This is a genomic window from Xanthobacter wiegelii (assembly GCF_043193855.2).
GTDB classification, from domain to species: Bacteria; Pseudomonadota; Alphaproteobacteria; order Rhizobiales; family Xanthobacteraceae; genus Xanthobacter; species Xanthobacter flavus_A.
Genome location: NZ_CM195529.1, coordinates 3,591,335 through 3,611,068 on the forward strand (window position 1 = coordinate 3,591,335; position 19,734 = coordinate 3,611,068).

The window sequence follows — 19,734 nt, forward strand, 5'->3', positions numbered from 1 at the left end:
TGCAAGTGCCGGTCGAGGAACGGGATGGCGACGGGAAACGGCACATGAGCGGCGGCAAGAGCAGCGCTCGCGGCACCCCCCCAGGGTGGTGTCGCCAGTCCGCTGCTCTCCGTCATTTACATGAACCGATTCCTGAAGCATTGGCGGTTGACGGGGCGCGGCGAGGTGTTCCACGCACATGTCATCTCTTATGCCGACGACTTCGTCATCCTCAGCCGCGGACACGCGGAAGAGGCTCTGACCTGGACGAGGGCGGTGATGACGAAGCTCGGGCTGACGCTCAACGAGGCGAAAACCTCGGTGAAAAATGCCCGGCGTGAAGGCTTCGACTTCCTTGGCTACACACTGGGACCGCGCCACCTTCCCAATGGAGGTCGCTGGCACCTGGGGGCGAGCCCGTCCAAGAAGAGCGTGCAGCGGGTCAAGGTGAAGATCGGCGAACTTCTGGTGCCCGGCAACAAGGGCGCTTGGGACGAAGTGCGAGCACGGTTGAACCGCGTTCTGCGCGGTTGGTCGGCCTACTTCTCCTACGGCGCCCTCGCGTCGGCATACGAGGCCGTCGATCAGCATGTGTATGACCGAACGCGGCACTTCCTCCGTCAACGACACAAAGCGCAGGGGCGTGGAGCGGACCGGTTCTCTCGAGAATATGTCTACGGGGAATTGGCCGTCCGATGCCTTCGACGCGAGCGCAGTCGGTCGTCGCCGTGGGCCTTGCGGTGAAACCAGTCGGAAAGCCGGATGCGGGAAATCCGCACGTCCGGTTTGATGAGCGGGGACGGGAAACGGGGCAATGCCACCGCGCCCGTCCTCGACTCTACAGATCGCCCAGGCGAGCCTCACCATTTCGGAAGGCGGCAAGGCGATCGGCGCCATCACGGTCGGCTTGCTGATCTTCGTCATGGTCCACGGGGCCGACGTGCAGGACCGCGACGGTGCTCCCGACCTGCTCAGGGCGATCCGCTCCCGCCATCCGTGGCTGCGCCAGGTCTTCGCCGATGGCGGCTATGCCGGCGACAAGCTAAAGGACGCCATGGCCGGCCACGGACGCTGGACCATCGAGATCGTCAAGCGCTCCGACGCGGCCAAGGGCTTCGTCGTCCTGCCCCGCCGCTGGGTGGTCGAGCGGACATTCGCATGGCTCGGACGCTGCCGCCGCCTCGCAAAGGACTGGGAGAAATCCATCGAAAGCGCGACCGCCTTCGCCCACATCGCCAGCATCCGCATGCTAACACGCCGCATCGTAAGACATTGCAAAACCGCGTGAACTTTTGAATCCGGCTCTTAAGGCTCGGGTGTCGAATCCTCGAAGGAAAGCAACGCCATGAAGAAACCTACCACATCGGCAGCGGTGACACCGTCTGCGCTCGTCGAGGCAGCTGTGGACGAGGTCCGCGCCAGCTTCGAACGCCTGTGCCTGACGGCCGGGCTGGCCACTCTCACCGGTATGATGGAAGAGGATGCGGCTCGGCTCTGCGGCCCGCGCCATGGTCGCGGTGGCGATCGGGAGGCTCATCGTTGGGGCAGAGCCAAGGGAAAGATCGGCTTTCACGGCGGCAAGGTCGAAGTCGAGCGCCCTCGGGTTCGTGCCCGCTCGGCGGTGAGATGCCCCTGCCGAGCTGGGCGGCGGCGGTCGACGAGGATCTTCTCGGCCAATGGGCGCTCAATCTGATGCTGATGAACGTGTCGACCCGCAAGTTCGGCGGCGCCGTCCGCCTGCCCGGCGGCGACATCCCCGCCGAGCGGGGAGCCGGCGTGACCCGATCGGCGGTGTCGCGTCGCTTCGTGGCGCTGTCGGCCGAGACGATGAAGGCGTGGATGGCCGCCGACCTCTCCGCGCTGGATCTGCTGGTCATCCAGATCGACGGCATCCACATCGCTCAGGACCTGATCCTGCTGGCGGCGGTCAGCGTCGACGGCAACGGCGACAAGCACCCGCTCGGGGTCATGGAGGGGGCAAGCGAGAACGCCGCCGTCTGCCAGGCCCTGCTCGACAACATGGTCGGCCGGGGCCTCGACCCCGCCGTCTGTCGCCTGTTCATCATCGACGGCTCGCGTGCCCTGTCGAAGGCGATCCGCAACAGCTTCGGCCGAAGTGCGCCGATCCAGCGCTGTCAGGTCCACAAGGCCCGCAACATCACCGAGCGCCTGCCGAAATCCCTGCACGCCTCGGTGCGCAGGGCTCTTCGCCAAGCCTGGGAGCTGGACGACGCCGACAAGGCCGAAACGCTGATCCGCAATCTCGCCCGTCGGCTCGAGCGCGAGGCTCCGGGTGTCTCGGCCAGCCTCCTGGAGGGCCTCGACGAGATCCTCACCGTCACGCGCCTGCGGCTGCCGACCGAACTGCGGCGCTCGCTGGCCTGCACCAACATCATCGAGAACATGAACGGCACCATCCGGCGCGTCTGCCGCAACGTGAAGCGGTGGCGGGATGCGGCCATGGCCCTGCGCTGGACAGGGGCCGCCATGATCGAAGCCGCCAAGGGCTTCCGCCGACTGAAGGCCCACAACCAGTTGCCCAGCCTGCGCGCCGCCCTTCTCGCCCATCAGGCCGAGTGCGCCGTCGGCGCCGGCCTTGACCCTGTCCGCGAGGCTGCATAGCCTCCTCAACCAGCCACGTCCGCCGCGCTCTTTTCAACATCGGGTGGGACATCCCCACGGGGACCTTGAACATCAGCATGTGATCGAAGGCGGGCCTGCCGCCCTTCGACCGGTCCGCGCGCAGCACAGCGGCTTCCAGTGCAGGTCGAAACATCTCGAAATCGACCAGCGCCTTCACCCGCTCCAGATCGTCGCCCTTCGCCAACAGTGCCGCCATCCGATCATCGAAGTCGAAGAAACTCGGCGATTGATCCACCATGCCCGCGATCCGCCTCAAAAAGCAGCGAGAGAATCAGCCCAACGCCGATTTGCACAGGGGTTTTTGGAGGCCTCCAACTGGCGGATGGCTTGCTGCGCGTTCTCTTTCCATGACCACGACGCGCGCCGAAGGGGCCGTGTCGTTTGGCGATGCTGATGGCCAGTCATACTCGAACGCCTGCTTTCCCTTTGCAGCCCACAGGCTTCGCGCGTGATCGCCGTGATCGCCTTGCAGCTTGTCGGCCATCCAGAGCAGCGCGCCGAGGATGATGGCGCGGTCATCGCCGGTCAGGTCCACGATGCCGGCCTTGACGACGAGGCCGCCGAGTTCGATCAGATGCCGGGTGCGCTTGCGGCGCTCGACCTGCCATGTGCGCATGTCATGTCGAGCCCGCGCCGCCTGATGCCGGTTGCGCGCCGCCCGATTGTGCCGTAGCGCCGCCCGCGTCGCGGTGAGGCGCCGATGCAGGTCGCCGCGCCCGGCCGTGAAAGAACGCGGCCCCGCGCTTCGCCCATGCCTCCCTCTTTCCGGCATCCTTCGTCTCGGCCAGCACGATCAGCGCGCCCGCCAGTTCGTCGGGGCTGAGGGCGTCGGCGCCGGTCGAAATGACCAGTTCGCCAAGCTGCTGCACCTTGCGGGCTTTCAGGTCTCGCGTCTTGTCTTCGAGCGACCTCAGTTCCGCGTCGAAGTCCCGTGGCTTGCGCATCATGTCCTCCATAAGTTGTCGATGGAGCGATGATAGTTGAGCCTCTGCCGGAATGCTGTAAGGTTGCCGGGACGGTGTGGCACGGCCCGGTCCCTCCCGAGATTTTTTCGAGGGAGGGCGCGCTTATACGTCGTTCCGACGTGCGCTTTGTCGTGCAAATGATCTGATCGCGATGGCGATCTATCATCTCCATGTCAAGGTCATTGGCCGTAAATCCGGTTCGAGCGCGGTGGCGTCCGCCGCCTACCGCTCGGCCTCGCGGCTGCGCGACGAGCGCATTGACCGCGTGCAGGACTTTTCCGCCAAACGCGGCGTCGTCCATTCCGAGGTGCTGCTGCCGGAGAACGCACCCGAGCAATGGAGCGACCGCGAACGGCTCTGGAACGATGTGGAAGCCTTCGAGGTCCGCAAGGACGCCCAGCTTGCCCGCGAGGTGGAGTTCGCCCTTCCGCGCGAGATGACGCAGACGCAGGGCATCGAACTCGCCCGCGACTTCGTGCGGTCCGAATTCGTCGATCAGGGCATGATCGCCGACCTCAATGTGCATTGGGACAGGGCCGAGGATGGGAGTCCCAAACCCCACGCCCATGTCATGCTGACCATGCGTGCGGTGGACGAAAACGGCTTCGGCCCGAAGGTGCGGGACTGGAACCGCACCGAGATGGTCGAACGCTGGCGGGAACGCTGGGCCGCGCTCGCCAACGAACGGCTGGCCGAACTCGACATCGACGCACGGATCGACCATCGCAGCCTGGAGGCCCAGGGCATCGCGCTGGAGCCACAAAGCCAGATCGGCGCAACCGCGCAGCGGATCGAGGGCGAAGGGATCGAAGCCGCCGACCGCGCGGAAATGCACCTCGAGATCGCGCGCGGCAACGGCGAGCGCATCATCGCCAATCCAGCCCTGGCGCTGGACGCCATCACCCATCAGCAATCGACCTTCACGCGCCGGGACATGGCGATGTTCGCGCACCGGCACAGCGACGGGATCGACCAGTTCAATGAGGTGATGAGCGCGATGCGCACTTCGCCCAATCTGGTCGAACTCGGCAAGGACGGACGCGGCGAGGACCGCTTCACCACGCGCGAGATGATCGAGGCCGAACAGCGCCTGCACCGCGCCGCTGAATTGATGGCCGACCGCGAACATCATGAAGTCAACGACAGGGACAGAGCGGCGGCGCTTGCCCGTGCGGAAGAACGCGGCCTTGTTCTGTCCGGCGAGCAGGCCGATGCGTTGGCGCATGTCACGGACGGGCGCGATCTTGGGATTGTGGTCGGCTATGCCGGGACGGGGAAGAGCGCGATGCTGGGCGTGGCGCGCGAGGCTTGGGAAGCGACTGGCTACGAGGTCCGGGGCGTGGCGCTGTCCGGTATCGCGGCGGAAAATTTGGAAGGCGGATCGGGCATCGCGTCGCGCACCATCGCCAGCCTGGAACATGGTTGGGGACAGGGCCGCGACGTGCTCACCGCCCGCGATGTTCTGGTGATCGACGAGGCCGGCATGGTCGGCACGCGGCAGATGGAGCGCGTGCTGTCCCATGCCGCCGAGGCTGGCGCAAAGGTCGTGCTGGTCGGCGATCCGCGGCAGTTGCAAGCAATAGAAGCCGGCGCGGCCTTCCGCTCGATTCACGAACGCCACGGCGGCGCGGAGATCGGTGAGGTGCGCCGCCAGCGCGAGGACTGGCAGCGCGACGCCACGCGCAATCTTGCCAGTGGTAAAACCGGCAACGCTCTTGAAGCCTACCGCTCCCACGACATGGTCCATGCCGCTCCGACGCGGGAGGACGCGCGGAAAAATCTGATCGAGCGCTGGGACCGCGACCGGCAGGCGCATCCAGACGATAGCCGCATCATCCTGACCCATACCAATGCCGAGGTACAGGAACTCAACGAGGCAGCACGCGAGCGGATGCGGGAGGCCGGCGATCTGGGCGAGGACGTGCGCGTCACGGTCGAGCGCGGCGAGCGGAACTTTGCCAGCGGGGATCGCGTCATGTTCCTGCAAAACGAACGCGGGCTTGGCGTGAAAAACGGCACGCTCGGCACCATCGAACAGGTCAGCGAACAATCCATGTCGGTGCGCACCGATGACGGCCGTTCCGTTGCTTTCGACCTGAAGGATTACGACCGCATCGACCATGGCTATGCGGCGACCATCCACAAGGCGCAAGGGATGACGGTGGACCGCACCCATGTTCTGGCGACACCTGGGCTGGATGCCCATGGCAGCTATGTCGCCCTGTCGCGACATCGCGACGGCATGGAGCTGCATTACGGCCGCGACGACTTTGCCAATCAGGACCGGCTCGTGCGCACCCTGTCGCGCGACCGGGCCAAGGACATGGCGTCCGATTATGAGCAGATCGATCCGGCGCGGGATTACGCCGAGCGGCGCGGCATCACCTTCCGCGCCCGTGTCGCCGAGATCGTGCGCAGACTCGTGCCCGAAAAGCTGCGCGACCGGATCGACGGGATGCTCGACGGGGTGCGCTCCCCCGCAGACGCTGTGCCCGGCGGGAATGGTGTGCAGCGGCTGGAAAGGGAGGGGCCGCAAAGTGCGGCGGCGGAAGACCCGGAGGTGTCGTTGCGCCGCGCCCGCACCGATGCCCTCGTGCGCCATGCCCGCGCCATCGATGCGATCCTCAGCGCCGGAGACGCGGAGGGCAAGGCAAGTCCTGTACAGATGCGGGAACTGACCGAGGCCCGCAAGGCCTTCGAGGAGGTTCGCCCGTATGGCTGGCGCGATGCGGAAGCAGCCTATGTCAAGAACCCAGACCTTGTCCGCGAGACGGCGGTCGGCCAGGTTGCTCGTGCCGTGCGCGCCGTCCAGCTCGAAACCGAAATCCGCACCGATCCCGGCCGCAATCCGGGTTGGCGGGCCGACCGCTTTGTGGAGCGCTGGCGGAAGCTCGAACAGACCAGCCAGCGCCAGTATCAGGCGGGCGACATCTCCAGCTACAAGGCGACGCGGGCAGAGATGGGCAATATGGCCAAAAGCCTCGAACGCGATCCGCAGTTAGAGTCCATCCTAGCGGGCCGCAAGAAAGACCTCGGCATCGGTATGGAATCAGGCCGTAGCCTCGGCCAGGAACTCGCCTTCACCCACGGTCTCGGCCTCGGCAGGGGACGCGGCATCGGCATCTGAACCCATCCGATTTGCCGCCGTTCCTGCGCCACAGCCCTGCGACGTGTTGAACCCTCTTGCGCGCGCGTAACCGCCTGACCTGACTGGTCCCAGCAGTTGTCAGAAACAGCCAGCATGAGGCAGGCCAGCCATGCGCCAACCAGACCGTATCATCCGCCTGAAAACCGTCCTTGCCTGGACCGGGCTGTCCAGGTCCACCATCTACCGCAAGATCGCCGAGGGCACCTTTCCCGCGCAGATCAGGATCAGCGTCAACGGTACGGGGTGGAAGGAGTCCGATGTCAATCGATGGATCGCCAATCCCGTCGGATGGCGTCCACGGAGCGAGTCCGACTTCGATGATTTCTGATGAGGGCGGAGGCATGGCCTTTGCTGCCGGTAGGGATGGAACCAGAACGGCGTCAGCCCTCAAGGCCGAGCCGCTGCGCAGGGGCGCTGAAGCGCCCGCCTTGACCGCCCGCCGCCGCTCCGGTCAGGGCTCTCCAAGCAGGCAAGGGCGGATTGTGGGCGCGGTCGCGCTCCCAATTCGGAACGAACAGGCGGCAGGGGCGGCACGATTATAATCCATTGGATCATCATTTCGATTGCATCGACTGAGTCAGTGGAGTAATATCAAACAAGGCAAAATCGGTTCCCGTCAGTGTCGTGGAAACCCCGGAGTTCCTGGCGGCGACGCGCAAGCTGATGGGCGATGACGAGCGTACTTTGCTGGTGGACTATCTGGCCCACAATCCCACGGCCGGCGATCTCGTTCCGGGGACAGGCGGCATCCGCAAGGTCCGCTGGGGGCTGGAAGGGCGAGGCAAGCGCGGCGGCGCGCGGGTGATCTACTTCTACCACGACGCCGACATGCCGCTCTTTGCGCTCACCGCCTACGCCAAGAACGAGCGGGCCGATCTGAGCCAGCAGGACAAGAACGACTTCCGCCAATTGACCATGCTGCTGGTGGACGCCTTCAAGAGGAGAAAGTGATGAACACAGTTGCCGACAGCATCCGGCGTGGCCTTAACGAGGCTCTGGCCTATGCCGAGGGCAAGGCCGACGCGAACGCCTATCGCGTCCATGTTCCCGAGCGGATCGACGTGAAGGCGATCCGCACGAAGCTCGACATGACGCAGGAAGAATTTGCCGGACGGTTCGGGTTCAGCGTCAACACGCTGCGCCATTGGGAACAGGGTTCGCGCCAACCGGAAGGGCCGACTCGCGCTTATCTTCTGGTCATCGACCGCGCGCCGAAGGCTGTTCAGAAGGCTTTGCAGGCAGCGTGACCCGTCCTATATGCCGCCGATACTTCGCCAACGCCGCACGCGTGAGTTTTATGCCTTCACAGGCTGAATCCCGTGCCGCTTCATGCCTGTTTGTCTCGAAAACACGGCAGGAAGCGGCATGGAAGACGACAGTGAATCAAGGCCGGAACGGTTCAAACCGGCCAACGACAATAACGGCCCGCAGGGCGAGCCGAGTGCGGAAACCTGGCTCAAGATCGACCGCGCAGCGCTGACGCTGGCCCGCATCATCGGCCGCCGCATGGCGCGAGAGGATTTCGAGCGGCTGACCGCCGCCAACGACAACAGGCCCAACGCATCCGAGGCGACGGGGGACGGGGCCGACAAGGAGTGAAAGGACCGCCCCGATGACTGCCCGTCCGATGCCGCGCGTTGCGCTCTATGCCCGTTATTCTTCCGACAACCAGCGTGACGCTTCCATTGAGGACCAGTTGCGCCAGTGCCGCGAGCGCGCCGCCCGCGAGGGCTGGACGGTCGCGGAGACCTATTTCGACCGGGCCATATCGGGCGCGTCCCTGATCCGGTCTGGCATCCAGTCCCTGCTTGCCGACGCACAGGCAGGGCGCTTCGACATGGTGCTGTCCGAGGCGCTGGACCGCATCAGCCGCGATCAGGAAGACGTGGCGGGCGTCTTCAAACGCCTGCGCTTCGCGGGCGTGACCATCTTCACCCTGTCCGAGGGCGAGATCAACGAGCTCCATGTCGGCCTCAAAGGCACGATGAACGCGCTGTTCCTCAAAGACCTTGCCATCAAGACCCATCGCGGCATCAGGGGCCGTGTCGAGGCCGGAAAGATTGGCGGTGGCAACGCCTATGGCTATCGCGTCGTCCAGCAGCTCGACGCGCGCGGCGAGCCGATCCGTGGCGAACGCGAGATCATCGAGGAACAGGCCGAGATCGTGCGCCGCATCTTCCGCGAATATGTCGCCGGAAAGGGGCCGCAGCGCATCGCCGCCGATTTGAACCGCGACGGCATCCCCAGCCCCACCGGCAAGCGTTGGAACGACACCACCATCAGGGGCAACCGCATCATCAGTTCCGGCATCCTCAATTGCGAGCTTTACGTCGGCGTGATCCGCTGGAACCGGCAGAAGAAGCTGAAAAACCCCGATACGGGTCACTTCGCCTATCGGGTCAATCCCGAAAGCGAATGGATACGTTCGGAGGCTCCCGAGCTTCGCATCGTGCCGCAGGAGCTATGGGACGCCGCCAAGGCGCGGCAGGACGAGCTGACCGCTCGGTACAAGACCCAGATCGAGGCATCGCGCGAGGGCATGAAGCGCAGCCTCGCCCGAAATGGCGGCCTCAACGCCACCCATCGCCCGCGCACCCTGCTGTCCGGCCTGTTGTTCTGCGGCTGCTGCGGCGGCTCCTATGCCCGTCGCGGGCAGGACCGCTACGCCTGCACCAATCATGTGCTGGGCAATGGCTGCGACAACGCCCGCACCGTGGACCGCAAGGCTCTGGAAGCGCGTGTGCTGGCCGGCCTGTGCGAGCGAATGATGACGCCGGAGATCGCCGCCGAGGCCATGCGAGTCTATGCCGAGGAAACCAACCGGCTCAATCGCGACCGCCGAAACTCGGCCGAAGCCAGCCGCAAGGAACTGGGCGACATCACGAAAGCCATTGCCGAGATCGTGCGCGTCATCGAGCAAGGCGGGTATCACCGCGCCCTGTCCGACCGCCTGACCGAGCTTGAGGCCCGACAGGACAGCCTCACCGCCCGTCTCTCCGACGCGCCACAGGACGTTCCCGACATCCACCCCGGCATTGCCGAGACCTACCGGCGTAGGATCGAGCGCCTGACCGCCGCGCTCGACCACCCCGACGACGCGGCAGAGGCGGCCGAGGCGATCCGCGAGATCATCGACGGCATCATCATCACCCCCGGCCCGATGCGCCGCGACCTCTCCATCACCCTGCAAGGAGAGCTTGGCGCAATCCTCGATTGGATCGAACGCACCGGAAAACCCGGCCACAAGCCTGCGATTGACACCCCATCATCCCGTTTGTCGGTCTCGGTAAAAACCGGGGCTTGTCCGGGGCATCCACCCGGCCGCTCGGCCGCTGCATAGGGCAGAGCGCCGGCCCGGTGGATCCCCCGGACAAGCCGGGGGATGACGGCTGTTCGGGCGCCCGGCGGCCGCCGATCGGCTCAGAATTCCGTCAGATAGGCCGCGTCCCGCTGCACCACCTCTGCCAAGTGCTGGAGCACGGCGCGGAAGCGGCCCATGAATTCCAGGTCTTCGTGAACGCTCACATAGATGTCGCGCATCACCACCACCTCGTCGGTGAGGATGGGGATGAGGCGCGGATTGCTCTTGGCCGAGAACAGCGGCAACAGCCCGATGCCGGCGCCGCGCGCCACCGCATTCTGCTGGGCGTGCATGGAGGTGGAGCGGAACGACACCTTCAGCGGCTCCAGCACATCCAGCAGCCAATGCACCGGCTGGATGGCGACCAGATCCTCCACATAGTCCACGAAGGTGTGGGAGGGCAGCTCCGCCCGCGTCCTCGGCATGCCGAAGCGCCGCACATAGTCCGGCGCCGCATAGAGCGCGAGGCGGAAGGCGCCGATCCTGCGCACCGCGAGACGCTGGCCCTGCGGCGGCACGAAGGAGATGGAGATGTCCGCCTCGCGCTTGGTGAGATTGATGAGATGGCGCTCGGTGACCAGCTCCACCACCAGCCCCGGCTCCTTCTCCGCCAGCTCCGCGAAGCGCTCGGCGAGGTAGAAGGCGCCGATGCCCTCCATGGAGGCGACGCGCACATGCCCGCGCGGCGCGCTCGGGGCCGCCTGCAGCGTCTCCTCGACACCCACCGCCTCCTGCTCGATGCGCTCGGCGACGGCGAACAGGCGATGGCCCGGCTCGGTCAGCACGAAGCCGTCGGGCTTGCGGTCGAACAGCTTGAGGGAAAGGTCCTTCTCCAGCTCGCTGATGCGGCGGGAGACCGTCGTGTGGTCCACCTTCAGCCGCCGCGCGGCGGGCATCAGCCGGCCCTGCCGCGCCAGTTCGAGGAAGAAGATCAGGTCGTTCCAGTTGAACATGGCTGAAGGTCCGCGCGCCCCGGTCCCGGTGATAGCAGCAGCCGGCGCGCCGCCCAACCCCGCCCCGGTTGCAGGGGAACGGTCTGGCGAAGACATGGCCGCGCGGATCGGCTAAGCCTTGCGCCCCGCCCCTCCCGTCGCCCCACGGATCGCTCATGCCGGTGAATGACACGCTCGACGCCTTCGTCTCCCATGGCCATTTCGAGCTTGCCCCCACAAGCGCCGGGCCGCTCGACGGCCTCTCCTTCGCGCTGAAGGACCTGTTCCACGTCGCCGGCGTGCCCACCGCAGCGGGAAGCCCGGCGTGGCTGGCGAGCCACCCCGTGACGTCCGAGACTGCGCCGGTTGTGGACAGGCTGCGCGGCGCCGGCGCCCGCCTCGTCGGCAAGACGCATACGGACGAAATGGCCTGGAGCCTCAACGGCGAGAACCACCATTACGGCACGCCCATCAACCCCGCCGCGCGGGAGCGCATTCCCGGCGGGTCCTCCTCCGGCTCGGCGGCGGCGACGGCCGGCGGGCTGGTGGATTTCGCCATTGGCTCGGACACCGGCGGTTCCGTGCGCCTGCCGGCGAGCTATTGCGGCCTGATCGGCCTGCGGCCGACCCACGGGCGCATCCCCATCGATGGCGCCGTGCCGCTGGCGCCCTCCTATGACACGGTGGGCTGGTTCGCCCGCGACGGGGAGACGTTCGCAAAGGTCGGCGCCGTGCTGCTCGGCGGCGTTCAGTCGATGCCCGCGCCGCGCCTGCTCCTCGCCCGCGATCTGTTCGAGGCGGCGGGGCCGCAGGTGACGGCGGCGCTGGCGCCAGCCCTGGCGCGGATCACGGCGCTTTATGGGGCGGCGGAGGAGGTGGATGTCGCACACGGCGCCCTGCCCCACTGGCGCAATGCCTTCCGCATCCTCCAGTCGGCCGACGCCTGGGCGGCCCACGCCGATTGGGTGCGCACGGCCCAGCCGGACTTCGGCCCGGGCGTGAAGGAGCGCTTTGCCGCCGCAGCCACGCTCGATCCCACCGATGTGGCCGAGGCGCGCGCCCTACGGGACGAGGTGCGGGCCCGCATCGATGCGCTCTTGGGCGGGGACGGCATTCTCCTCCTGCCCACCGCACCCGGCATCGCACCGCTACGCGGCACGCCGCTGGCTGATCTGGAGGCCTTCCGCGCCCGCGCCATCGAGCTTCTGTGCCTCTCCGGCCATGCCGGGACGCCCCAGATCTCCCTGCCGCTGGCGACGCTGGACGGCTGCCCGCTCGGCCTTTCTGCCATGGCGCCGCGCGGCAAGGACGAGATGCTGCTCGCCCTCGCCCGCGCGCTCGGCTGAAACAGAACTAGTTCTTCCGTCCGGCGGGGGCGCCGGCCACATACTGTATGGCGCGGTGGATGAGCTCGGCGAGGTTGGTCGCGCCGAGCTTGGCCTTCAGCTGGGAGCAGGTGTTGGCCACCGTCTTGTAGCTGACGCCCAGTTCGTCGGCGATCTGGCCATAGGCCTTGCCTTCGGCCAGCAGCGCCAGCGCCTGCAGTTCGCGCGGGGTGAGATCGGCCATCACGCCGCTGCGCCCGCGCGTTCCCAGCAGGGCCACCTCCAGCGCAAGGTCATGGCTGATGTAGGGCTGGCCGCGCCGCACCTTCTCGAAGGCTTCGATGAGGTCGTCGGGCGAGGTGTCCTTCAGGAGATAGCCGGTCGCCCCCGCCTCCAGCGCGCGGCTGGCGATCACCGGGTCGGCGTGCATGGAAAAGACGAGGATGGGCATGCGCGCCGCATGCGCCCGCAGCCGCCGCACCAGCGCGAGGCCGGCGAGGCCGCTGCCGTTAAGGGCGAGGTCCACGATCACCACATCCGGCCGCTTGCGCCGGAACAGGCGATAGCCGGCGAGCGCCGTCTGCGCCTCCATCAGGTCGCTGACGCCCGCGTCTTCCAGCAGGTGCCGGCAGCCCTGCAGCACGATGGGGTGGTCGTCGATAAGGAGAACGCTGGTCATACCGGATGCCCTGGCCCTGAACGCACACGCCCGCCCCCGGCGGAGGCCGGGGATACCGGTGCAGCATGCCCCAACGGGATCGGAAGCTCCACCAAAAGGCGCGCGCCGCCCTGCGCGCCCCGCTCCAGCCGGCACGTGCCGCCCAGCGCGCGGACCCGTTCCGTCATGCCCGAAAGGCCGTGGCTGACCTTCGGAAGGGCCGGCGGCCCCTCCCCGTCGTCCGCGACGACCAGACGCAGCAGCGCCCCCCCGCCGCGCCGCCCCTCCTCACCCACGGTGATGCGCACCGAGCGGGCATTGCCGTGCTTGAGGGCATTTGTGATGCCTTCCTGCGCGCAGCGATAGACGGTGGCGTCGAACGACGGCTCGTAGTGATCGGCCAGCACGCCCGCCTCCAGCGCGAATCGCCGGTCGGGATCGTGCTGGCGAAAATCGCCGACGAGGCTGGAAAGCACGTCCTTGAGCGGCACATGGCCAAGCGCCGCGGGGCGGATGCGGGTGAGGAGGCGGCGGTTGGCCACCTGCATCCGCTCCACGATCTCGATGAGGCTCCTCGCCCGCGCCACCATGCGTTCGGCATTTTCGGCCGGCGCCGTGGCGGCAAGGCGGGCGAGCGAATCGGCGCTGGCCTTCAGGCCGAACATGAGCGGCCCCAGTTCGTCGTGCAGGTCTCCGGCGATCTGGCGCCGCTCGTCCTCCTGCAGGCTCACAAGGCGGGCATAGAGGTGGGCATTCTCCTCGCGGGCAGCGCCGAGGGTCTCGGCGAAGGTGTTGAAACGCTCCGCCACCTCGGCGAGCTCCCGGGTGCGGGGCGGCTCGACGCGGCAGGCGAACTCGTTATGCTCGAGTTCGTCCAGCCCGTCGCGAAACCGGGAGAGATCGCGCCGCACCTGTCCCAACGCCACGAACAGAGCCGTGAGAATCGCGAAATTCACCGCGAGGGCGACGCTGGCGAAATCGAACACGTCGTCCCAGACCTCGGCCACCTCGTCGTCCGGCACGCCCTCAATGCGCACGCGACCGATGAGCATGCCATCGGCCACCACGTCGATGCGACGGGTCACCTGCGATACGCCGATGAGCCGGGCGAACCATGAGGGCGCGGCGTCACTGGGGGCCGGCGCGCCATCGGCCGGCAGCACGGCCGGGCGCCCGTCCGGCCCCTCGAGGGAGATCCTCACATGACGCAGGTGGCGCAGGTGCGGCGGGAAGGCCGCGGCAAGGCTTGTACCGGGCTCCGTGGCGACGCGCTCTGCCACCTCGCGGACCATGTTCTCGGCCATCTCGATGGACGCCACCATCTCGCGCCCCGCGGCGACCCGCGCATTCACCACCACCACGGCACCCGCCACCACGGCGGCGACCAGATTGATGGCGAGGACGGCGCCGAGCACGCGGGTGCGCAGCGAGACCCGGCGCGAACCGGCCTGCGCCGCTTCCGCCTCACTGGCGCCCGTTTGCCCTGCGCGCGCGATGCCCTGCGGCAGCGCAGTCCCCGGGGCGGGGTGGACGCTCATGGTTTCCTCCGTTCGGCCGCCGGCGTGGCAAGCACGGCGAGGGCCTCCGCGCGGCGCGCTCCGGCGGCGCGCAGATTGAAATAGTGCTGGCACAGATCACTATAGCCGATCCGCCCCACCGCGCGACCGACCGCGATGAAGCCCGCGAGCAGCGCCTGCGGGGTCTCGACCACGGAGATCTCGCCGAGCATCCGCTCAAGCTGGAGCGTGCGGTTCGCAAGCATGCGCCGGTTCTCGTCGAAGACCACGTCGGCCTCGCCGAGCAGCGCGGCGATCTCAGCCACCGCCTCCGGCGACGCAGGGGGCGCTCCCTTCGGTGTGGACCGCGTGGCGAGAAACACCTCGGGCGCGGTGGCGTCGCCCACATCCAGCCATTCGCGCCCCGCCCCGGCGCCTCTCGGGCTGGCGATCGAGGCACCTGACGGCGACATGGCCTGCTGAGAGGGTGCCTGGCTGGAGGCGACCGGCCGCCGCTCGTCCTCCTCGCCACAGGAGGCCAACGCGAGCGCGCCCAACGCCGCGCAAAAGCAAATGGCGCGGCGTTTGGCGCGCGCCATCCCAAGGCAAGGCGCACGGCGATGCAGCTCCGCCAAAGCAATCCCACGTGCGGATTCTGCTGGACGTGCGGATAATTTCATCGCCCACGCACAGCCTCGCACCGCAAGGATCCCTGAATATTTTCTTGGAACAAGATGCATCCAGAATCCATCTTCGCGAAAACCCCATGGATATAAAGCATAACATCCTTGGCGGAGGCACAAATAGCGCGAAAGTCGCGGCGGCGGGAACGCCACGGAACGACCGGACAAACCGCATACTTATCAGCTACTTATGGAATTTCGGCAACCGTGTTTGCCAAGTGTTCCCATATTGAATTGCCGAATGATCGGCAGACAAAGGTTCCGATACGGCTTCAAGTGTCATCACACAAGATTAAGAACCATAAGAATTCAATAAGAAAAAGAAGAAGCGGGTCTCAGGTCGCAATCGGAGGACGACCGCCACCCTGGCCACCACCATCTCTGCTGTCCCGCAAGGTGCGATTCCCGCTGTCCCGGTCCCGGGAGAGCTGGTCGAGCCTGCGCGCGCCGGCGGAGGGGAAGCTCCGGCTCCCGCGCCCCCTGCGCTGCCCTTTCCGGCCGCGCGGGATACGCAGGAGCGCGGAGGGACAAGTCCAACCGAGTGAGGAACCACCCAAGGAAACGCCAAATGACGAGATTGTTTTCTTCCGTCTCCCTCTGCGCCGTGACCCTCGCCCTGGCGGCGGGCTCGGCGGCCATCAATACGCAGGCGCTCGCCAACGACAAGCTCGTCGAAATCGCCAAGAGCGACGAGAACTGGCCGATGACCGGCAAGAATTACGACGCCAACAACTACAGCCCGCAAAAACAGATCAACAAGACGAACGTGAAGCAGCTTCGCGCCGCCTGGTCGTTCTCCACCGGCGTGCTGTCGGGCCACGAGGGCACCCCGCTCGTCGTCAACAACGTGATGTACATACACTCGCCGTATCCGAACACGACGTTCGCGGTGGGCCTGGACGATCCCGGCCACATCCTGTGGCAGCACAAGCCAAAGCAGAACCCCACCGCCCGCGCGGTCGCCTGCTGCGACGTGGTGAACCGTGGCCTCGCCTATTGGCCCGGCGACGGCAAGACCCCGCCGCTCATTCTCAAGACCCAGCTCGACGGCCACATCGTGGCGCTCAATGCCGAGACCGGCGCGGAGTTCTGGAAGCTGGAGAATTCCGACATCAAGGTCGGCTCCACCCTCACCATCGCGCCCTATGTGGTGAAGGACACGGTGCTGGTGGGCTCCTCCGGCGCCGAACTCGGCGTGCGCGGCTACGTCACCGCCTATGACGTGAAGACCGGCGCGCAGAAGTGGCGGGCCTATGCCACCGGCCCGGATGAGCAGGTGAAGCTCGCCGACGACTTCAACAAGGCCAATCCCCAATATGGCCAGAAGGGCCTCGGCACCGGCACCTGGGAAGGCGACGCCTGGAAGATCGGCGGCGGCACAAACTGGGGTTGGTACGCCTTCGATCCCTCCACCAACATGATCTACTACGGCTCCGGCAACCCCGCGCCGTGGAACGAGACCATGCGTCCCGGCGACAACAAGTGGACCATGACCATCTGGGGCCGCGACATCGACACCGGCGAGGCGCACTTCGGCTACCAGAAGACCCCGCACGACGAATGGGACTATGCCGGCGTCAACGTCATGATGCTCTCCGAGCAGAAGGACAAGACCGGCAAGATGCGCAAGCTCCTGACGCATCCGGACCGCAACGGCATCGTCTACACCCTCGACCGCACCGACGGCTCGCTCGTGTCCGCCGACAAGATCGACGACACGGTGAACTGGGTGAAGCAGGTGGACCTTAAGACCGGCCTGCCCCAGCGCGATCCCGAATACGCGACGCGCATGGACCACAAGGGCCGCGACATCTGCCCCTCGGCGATGGGCTACCACAACCAGGGTCACGACAGCTACGACCCGGAGCGGCAGTCCTTTTTCATGGGCATCAACCACATCTGCATGGATTGGGAGCCCTTCATGCTCCCCTACCGCGCGGGCCAGTTCTTCGTCGGTGCCACGCTGTGGATGTATCCCGGCCCGAAGGGCAACAAGCAGACCTATGAAGGTCTCGGCCAGGTGAAGGCCTACGACGCCATCAACAACAAGTACAAATGGGAAGTGATGGAGCGCTTCGCGGCCTGGGGCGGCACGCTCGCCACTGCCGGCGGCGTGATGTTCTACGGAACTCTGGACGGCTTCATCAAGGCCCGCGACAGCGACACCGGCGAGCTGCTGTGGAAGTTCAAGCTGCCCTCTGGCGTCATCGGCCATCCCATGACCTACACCCACAAGGGCGTGCAGTACGTCGCCATCTATTACGGCGTCGGCGGCTGGCCGGGCGTGGGCCTGGTGTTCGACCTCAACGACCCCACCGCCGGCCTCGGCTCCGTGGGCGCGTTCAAGCAGTTGCAGAACTACACCCAGATGGGTGGCGGCGTGATGGTGTTCTCGCTCGACGGCAAGGGCCCCTACGACGACCCGAAGGTGGGTGAATACGCTTCCGGCGGCTGACCTCCGACAACCGCCCCTTGCCGGCCGCCGCTCCCGGGCGGCGGCCGGTTTCTTCTTTCGAAACGAGCGCATCAATCGCAATCCAGATCGCCTGCCGCAAGGCGGCGCGACCGGACGCGAACCAGACGGAGGCCCAACCGATGACCTGTTCTGCGAGCACATCCGCGCGCCACGCCGCGACGTCCGCCCCCGGCCATCTCGTCGCCGGAGCCCTTCTCGCCGGGACGCTGGCCCTCTTCGCCGCGCCGGCCCTCGCGCAGACGGCGGAATCCGGCAAGATGTCGCCACAGACCGCCAACCAGGGCTCGGCGGCACCGGCGCAGGCCGCGACGCCGCCCGATCCCTCGATCCTGCGCGTCTGTGCCTCCGAGGTGGAAGCCCCCTTCTCGCAGAAGGACGGCAAGGGCTTCGAGAACCGCATCGCCGGCGTGCTGGCGCAGGCCATGGGCCGCAAGGCGGTCTTTGTATGGACTTCCAAGCCCGCCATCTACCAGGTCCGCGACCAGCTCGACGCCAAGCTCTGCGACGTGGTGATGGGCGTCGACACCGGAGATACGCGGGTCCTCAGCTCCAAGCCTTACTACCGCACGTCCTACGTGCTGGTGACGAAGACCGACCGCAACATCACGGCGGCCGACTGGAACGACCCGCAGGTGAAGGCGCTCAACCGCTTCGTCATCCGCTTCTATTCGCCCGGCGAGACCGTGCTGAAGCGCCTCGGCAAGTATGAGGATAACGCAGCCTATCTCTACGGTCTGGTCAACTTCCGCTCGCCCCGGAACCAGTATGTGCAGGTGCCGGGCGAGCGCGTCGTCTCGGAGGTCGCCAATGGCGAGGCCGACATCGCCTTCGCCTTCGCGCCGGAGGTGGCCCGCTATGTGAAGTCCTCGCAGGTGCCCCTGCGCATGAACCTCGCCGGCACCTCGCTCACCAAGTTCGACGGCACCGAATTGCCCCTCCACTATGACCAGTCGGTCGCCGTGCGGCTCGGCGACACCGCGCTCCTCGCCCAGATCGACGCGGCGCTGGTGAAGGCGCGGCCGCAGATCGACGAGATCCTGGCGGAAGAGGGCATCCCCCTGCTGAAGCCCAATTCATGAGCCGACGCGGCGCCGCCTTTTCAATCTGATTTTCTGGAAGGTCCAATGCACAGCCGATTTCTGTCGCGGGGCGTCAAGGCCCTCCTCGCCGTCGCCTTCGTGTCCGGCTTCGCGCTTGCCGCGCAGGCCACGCTCAACTTCACCAATACGGTAACGGGCCAGCCCCTCGACCTGTCAGATGCGCCGGAGGAAGGGCGAGATACGGAAGCGGTGAAGAAATTCCTCGCCACCGGCGTCAACATGTACCTGGAAAATGCATCCTGCCTGCCAAAGGGCAAGGATCTGTTCCTGTCCATGTGCTCGGGCTGCCACGGCCATTACGGCGAGGGCAAGATCGGCCCCGGCCTCAACGACAGCTACTGGACGTATCCGAAGAACATGACCGACCAGGGCCTGTTCGAGACCATCTTCGGCGGCGCGCAGGGACAGATGGGGCCGATGTACGGCGCGCTCAATCTCGACGAGATGCTGCTGGTGATGGCCTGGGTGCGCCACATCTACAAGGACGACCCCAACGATGCGGTTTGGCTGACCCCGGCGCAGCGCGCGGCCTTCAAGCGCTTCGACGACAAGGAAGACAAGACGCCGGATCTCGACAAGGCCCCGGTGTGCAAGGCGACGGCCGCGACCGCGGCTGGGAGCAAGTGAGAAGGCAAGAGAGAAGGGAGGACGACAAGATGAAGCATAAGGTTCGCATGCCCGTGCTCGCCGCTGCCGCCGCGTTCGCGGTGACGGCCCTCGCCGCCGGCGGCGCCGCCGCCTATGACGGCACCAATTGCAAGGCGCCCGGCAATTGCTGGGAGCCGAAGCCCGGCTATCCCGACAAGGTGGCCGGCAGCAAGTACGACCCCAAGCACAATCCGGCAGAGATCGCCAAGCAAGCCGAATCCATCACCCAGATGGAAGCGCGCAACAAGAAGCGCGTCGAGTATTTTCAGAAGACCGGGCAGTTCGTCTACGACGTAAGCAAGATTCCGGCAAACTGACGC

Annotated in this window: 18 protein-coding genes and 3 pseudogenes; 15 read left to right on the forward strand and 6 right to left on the reverse strand. The window is 66.5% G+C overall.

What is annotated here, in order from left to right; all coding sequences use genetic code 11:
* Positions 1 to 90: 90 nt before the first annotated feature.
* From V5F63_RS16710 to V5F63_RS16725, 4 genes and pseudogenes are all read left to right on the forward strand, one after another.
* Positions 91 to 336 (forward strand): annotated as a pseudogene (locus V5F63_RS16710) (reverse transcriptase domain-containing protein); the annotation flags it as partial.
* 75 nt (positions 337 to 411) lie between these two features.
* Positions 412 to 723, forward strand: coding sequence for a group II intron maturase-specific domain-containing protein (locus tag V5F63_RS16715; protein WP_281806380.1), 312 nt, complete (start codon positions 412 to 414; stop codon positions 721 to 723).
* A 154-nt stretch (positions 724 to 877) separates the two neighbouring features.
* A pseudogene (locus tag V5F63_RS16720) lies at positions 878 to 1,267 on the forward strand (IS5 family transposase); the annotation flags it as partial.
* A gap of 57 nt (positions 1,268 to 1,324) precedes the next feature.
* Positions 1,325 to 2,601, forward strand: a pseudogene (locus V5F63_RS16725) (IS256 family transposase).
* A 292-nt stretch (positions 2,602 to 2,893) separates the two neighbouring features.
* Here the strand turns inward: V5F63_RS16725 and V5F63_RS16730 are convergent.
* Both V5F63_RS16730 and V5F63_RS16735 read right to left on the reverse strand, forming a co-directional pair.
* Positions 2,894 to 3,238 (reverse strand): conjugal transfer protein TraD, encoded by a 345-nt coding sequence (locus V5F63_RS16730; RefSeq protein WP_281805229.1) that lies wholly within the window; start codon positions 3,236 to 3,238, stop codon positions 2,894 to 2,896.
* 1 nt (position 3,239) lies between these two features.
* Positions 3,240 to 3,566 (reverse strand): conjugal transfer protein TraD, encoded by a 327-nt coding sequence (locus V5F63_RS16735; RefSeq protein ID WP_281806382.1) that lies wholly within the window; start codon positions 3,564 to 3,566, stop codon positions 3,240 to 3,242.
* A gap of 172 nt (positions 3,567 to 3,738) precedes the next feature.
* On the opposite strand from V5F63_RS16735, the gene traA reads away from it, so the two are divergent.
* From traA to V5F63_RS16765, 6 genes are all read left to right on the forward strand, one after another.
* The gene (gene traA, locus V5F63_RS16740) at positions 3,739 to 6,714 is read left to right on the forward strand and encodes a Ti-type conjugative transfer relaxase TraA (RefSeq protein WP_281805232.1); all 2,976 of its coding nucleotides are present in this window, start codon (positions 3,739 to 3,741) and stop codon (positions 6,712 to 6,714) included.
* Positions 6,715 to 6,844: 130 nt separating this feature from the next.
* Positions 6,845 to 7,063 (forward strand): helix-turn-helix transcriptional regulator, encoded by a 219-nt coding sequence (locus V5F63_RS16745; RefSeq protein WP_281805234.1) that lies wholly within the window; start codon positions 6,845 to 6,847, stop codon positions 7,061 to 7,063.
* Positions 7,064 to 7,359: 296 nt separating this feature from the next.
* Complete coding sequence (locus tag V5F63_RS16750; protein ID WP_281805236.1) at positions 7,360 to 7,686, forward strand: type II toxin-antitoxin system RelE/ParE family toxin; 327 nt, start codon at positions 7,360 to 7,362, stop codon at positions 7,684 to 7,686.
* Positions 7,686 to 7,982: a helix-turn-helix domain-containing protein gene (locus V5F63_RS16755; protein WP_281805239.1), complete on the forward strand. Its 297-nt coding sequence runs from the start codon at positions 7,686 to 7,688 to the stop codon at positions 7,980 to 7,982. Before V5F63_RS16750 ends, V5F63_RS16755 begins: the two co-directional genes overlap by 1 nt.
* Before the next feature lie 118 nt (positions 7,983 to 8,100).
* A complete protein-coding gene (locus V5F63_RS16760; RefSeq protein WP_281805241.1) occupies positions 8,101 to 8,334 on the forward strand; it encodes a hypothetical protein in 234 nt (77 codons plus the stop codon).
* A 13-nt stretch (positions 8,335 to 8,347) separates the two neighbouring features.
* Positions 8,348 to 10,075: a recombinase family protein gene (locus V5F63_RS16765; protein WP_394100838.1), complete on the forward strand. Its 1,728-nt coding sequence runs from the start codon at positions 8,348 to 8,350 to the stop codon at positions 10,073 to 10,075.
* Positions 10,076 to 10,155: 80 nt separating this feature from the next.
* On the opposite strand, the gene V5F63_RS16770 is transcribed toward V5F63_RS16765, so the two are convergent.
* Positions 10,156 to 11,049, reverse strand: coding sequence for a LysR family transcriptional regulator (locus tag V5F63_RS16770; protein ID WP_394100837.1), 894 nt, complete (start codon positions 11,047 to 11,049; stop codon positions 10,156 to 10,158).
* A gap of 155 nt (positions 11,050 to 11,204) precedes the next feature.
* Between V5F63_RS16770 and V5F63_RS16775 the strand changes: the two genes are divergently transcribed.
* Entirely contained in the window at positions 11,205 to 12,374 is a 1,170-nt protein-coding gene (locus V5F63_RS16775; RefSeq protein ID WP_394100836.1) for an amidase, read from the forward strand.
* 7 nt (positions 12,375 to 12,381) lie between these two features.
* Here the strand turns inward: V5F63_RS16775 and V5F63_RS16780 are convergent, their stop codons facing one another.
* From V5F63_RS16780 to V5F63_RS16790, 3 genes are read right to left on the reverse strand one after another with little or no spacing between them, the layout of a single operon-like run.
* Complete coding sequence (locus V5F63_RS16780) at positions 12,382 to 13,032, reverse strand: response regulator (protein ID WP_209484152.1); 651 nt, start codon at positions 13,030 to 13,032, stop codon at positions 12,382 to 12,384.
* On the reverse strand, positions 13,029 to 14,549 hold the full coding sequence (locus V5F63_RS16785; RefSeq protein ID WP_394100835.1) for a histidine kinase: 1,521 nt from the start codon (positions 14,547 to 14,549) through the stop codon (positions 13,029 to 13,031). Before V5F63_RS16785 ends, V5F63_RS16780 begins: the two co-directional genes overlap by 4 nt.
* Positions 14,546 to 15,106 carry a hypothetical protein gene (locus V5F63_RS16790; RefSeq protein ID WP_394100834.1) on the reverse strand — a complete coding sequence of 187 codons (561 nt, stop codon included), beginning with the start codon at positions 15,104 to 15,106 and terminating at the stop codon, positions 14,546 to 14,548. Before V5F63_RS16790 ends, V5F63_RS16785 begins: the two co-directional genes overlap by 4 nt.
* Positions 15,107 to 15,758: 652 nt before the next feature.
* Between V5F63_RS16790 and V5F63_RS16795 the strand changes: the two genes are divergently transcribed.
* From V5F63_RS16795 to V5F63_RS16810, 4 genes are all read left to right on the forward strand, one after another.
* Entirely contained in the window at positions 15,759 to 17,645 is a 1,887-nt protein-coding gene (locus tag V5F63_RS16795; RefSeq protein ID WP_394100833.1) for a methanol/ethanol family PQQ-dependent dehydrogenase, read from the forward strand.
* A gap of 140 nt (positions 17,646 to 17,785) precedes the next feature.
* Positions 17,786 to 18,745, forward strand: coding sequence for a methanol oxidation system protein MoxJ (moxJ, locus tag V5F63_RS16800; RefSeq protein WP_394100832.1), 960 nt, complete (start codon positions 17,786 to 17,788; stop codon positions 18,743 to 18,745).
* 45 nt (positions 18,746 to 18,790) lie between these two features.
* Entirely contained in the window at positions 18,791 to 19,393 is a 603-nt protein-coding gene (gene moxG, locus V5F63_RS16805) for a cytochrome c(L), periplasmic (protein ID WP_394100831.1), read from the forward strand.
* A 47-nt stretch (positions 19,394 to 19,440) separates the two neighbouring features.
* The gene (locus V5F63_RS16810) at positions 19,441 to 19,731 is read left to right on the forward strand and encodes a methanol dehydrogenase [cytochrome c] subunit (protein WP_245327663.1); all 291 of its coding nucleotides are present in this window, start codon (positions 19,441 to 19,443) and stop codon (positions 19,729 to 19,731) included.
* Positions 19,732 to 19,734: the final 3 nt, after the last annotated feature.

Bases quoted from the DNA above. Each gene is read 5' to 3' on its own strand.
- V5F63_RS16730 (WP_281805229.1), bottom strand. From the start codon at position 3,238: ATGCGCACATGGCAGGTCGAGCGCCGCAAGCGCACCCGGCATCTGATC.
- V5F63_RS16735 (WP_281806382.1), bottom strand. From the start codon at position 3,566: ATGCGCAAGCCACGGGACTTCGACGCGGAACTGAGGTCGCTCGAAGAC.
- traA (WP_281805232.1), top strand. From the start codon at position 3,739: ATGGCGATCTATCATCTCCATGTCAAGGTCATTGGCCGTAAATCCGGT.
- V5F63_RS16745 (WP_281805234.1), top strand. From the start codon at position 6,845: ATGCGCCAACCAGACCGTATCATCCGCCTGAAAACCGTCCTTGCCTGG.
- V5F63_RS16755 (WP_281805239.1), top strand. From the start codon at position 7,686: ATGAACACAGTTGCCGACAGCATCCGGCGTGGCCTTAACGAGGCTCTG.
- V5F63_RS16760 (WP_281805241.1), top strand. From the start codon at position 8,101: ATGGAAGACGACAGTGAATCAAGGCCGGAACGGTTCAAACCGGCCAAC.
- V5F63_RS16765 (WP_394100838.1), top strand. From the start codon at position 8,348: ATGACTGCCCGTCCGATGCCGCGCGTTGCGCTCTATGCCCGTTATTCT.
- V5F63_RS16770 (WP_394100837.1), bottom strand. From the start codon at position 11,049: ATGTTCAACTGGAACGACCTGATCTTCTTCCTCGAACTGGCGCGGCAG.
- V5F63_RS16775 (WP_394100836.1), top strand. From the start codon at position 11,205: ATGCCGGTGAATGACACGCTCGACGCCTTCGTCTCCCATGGCCATTTC.
- V5F63_RS16780 (WP_209484152.1), bottom strand. From the start codon at position 13,032: ATGACCAGCGTTCTCCTTATCGACGACCACCCCATCGTGCTGCAGGGC.
- V5F63_RS16785 (WP_394100835.1), bottom strand. From the start codon at position 14,549: ATGAGCGTCCACCCCGCCCCGGGGACTGCGCTGCCGCAGGGCATCGCG.
- V5F63_RS16790 (WP_394100834.1), bottom strand. From the start codon at position 15,106: ATGGCGCGCGCCAAACGCCGCGCCATTTGCTTTTGCGCGGCGTTGGGC.
- V5F63_RS16795 (WP_394100833.1), top strand. From the start codon at position 15,759: ATGACGAGATTGTTTTCTTCCGTCTCCCTCTGCGCCGTGACCCTCGCC.
- moxJ (WP_394100832.1), top strand. From the start codon at position 17,786: ATGACCTGTTCTGCGAGCACATCCGCGCGCCACGCCGCGACGTCCGCC.
- moxG (WP_394100831.1), top strand. From the start codon at position 18,791: ATGCACAGCCGATTTCTGTCGCGGGGCGTCAAGGCCCTCCTCGCCGTC.
- V5F63_RS16810 (WP_245327663.1), top strand. From the start codon at position 19,441: ATGCCCGTGCTCGCCGCTGCCGCCGCGTTCGCGGTGACGGCCCTCGCC.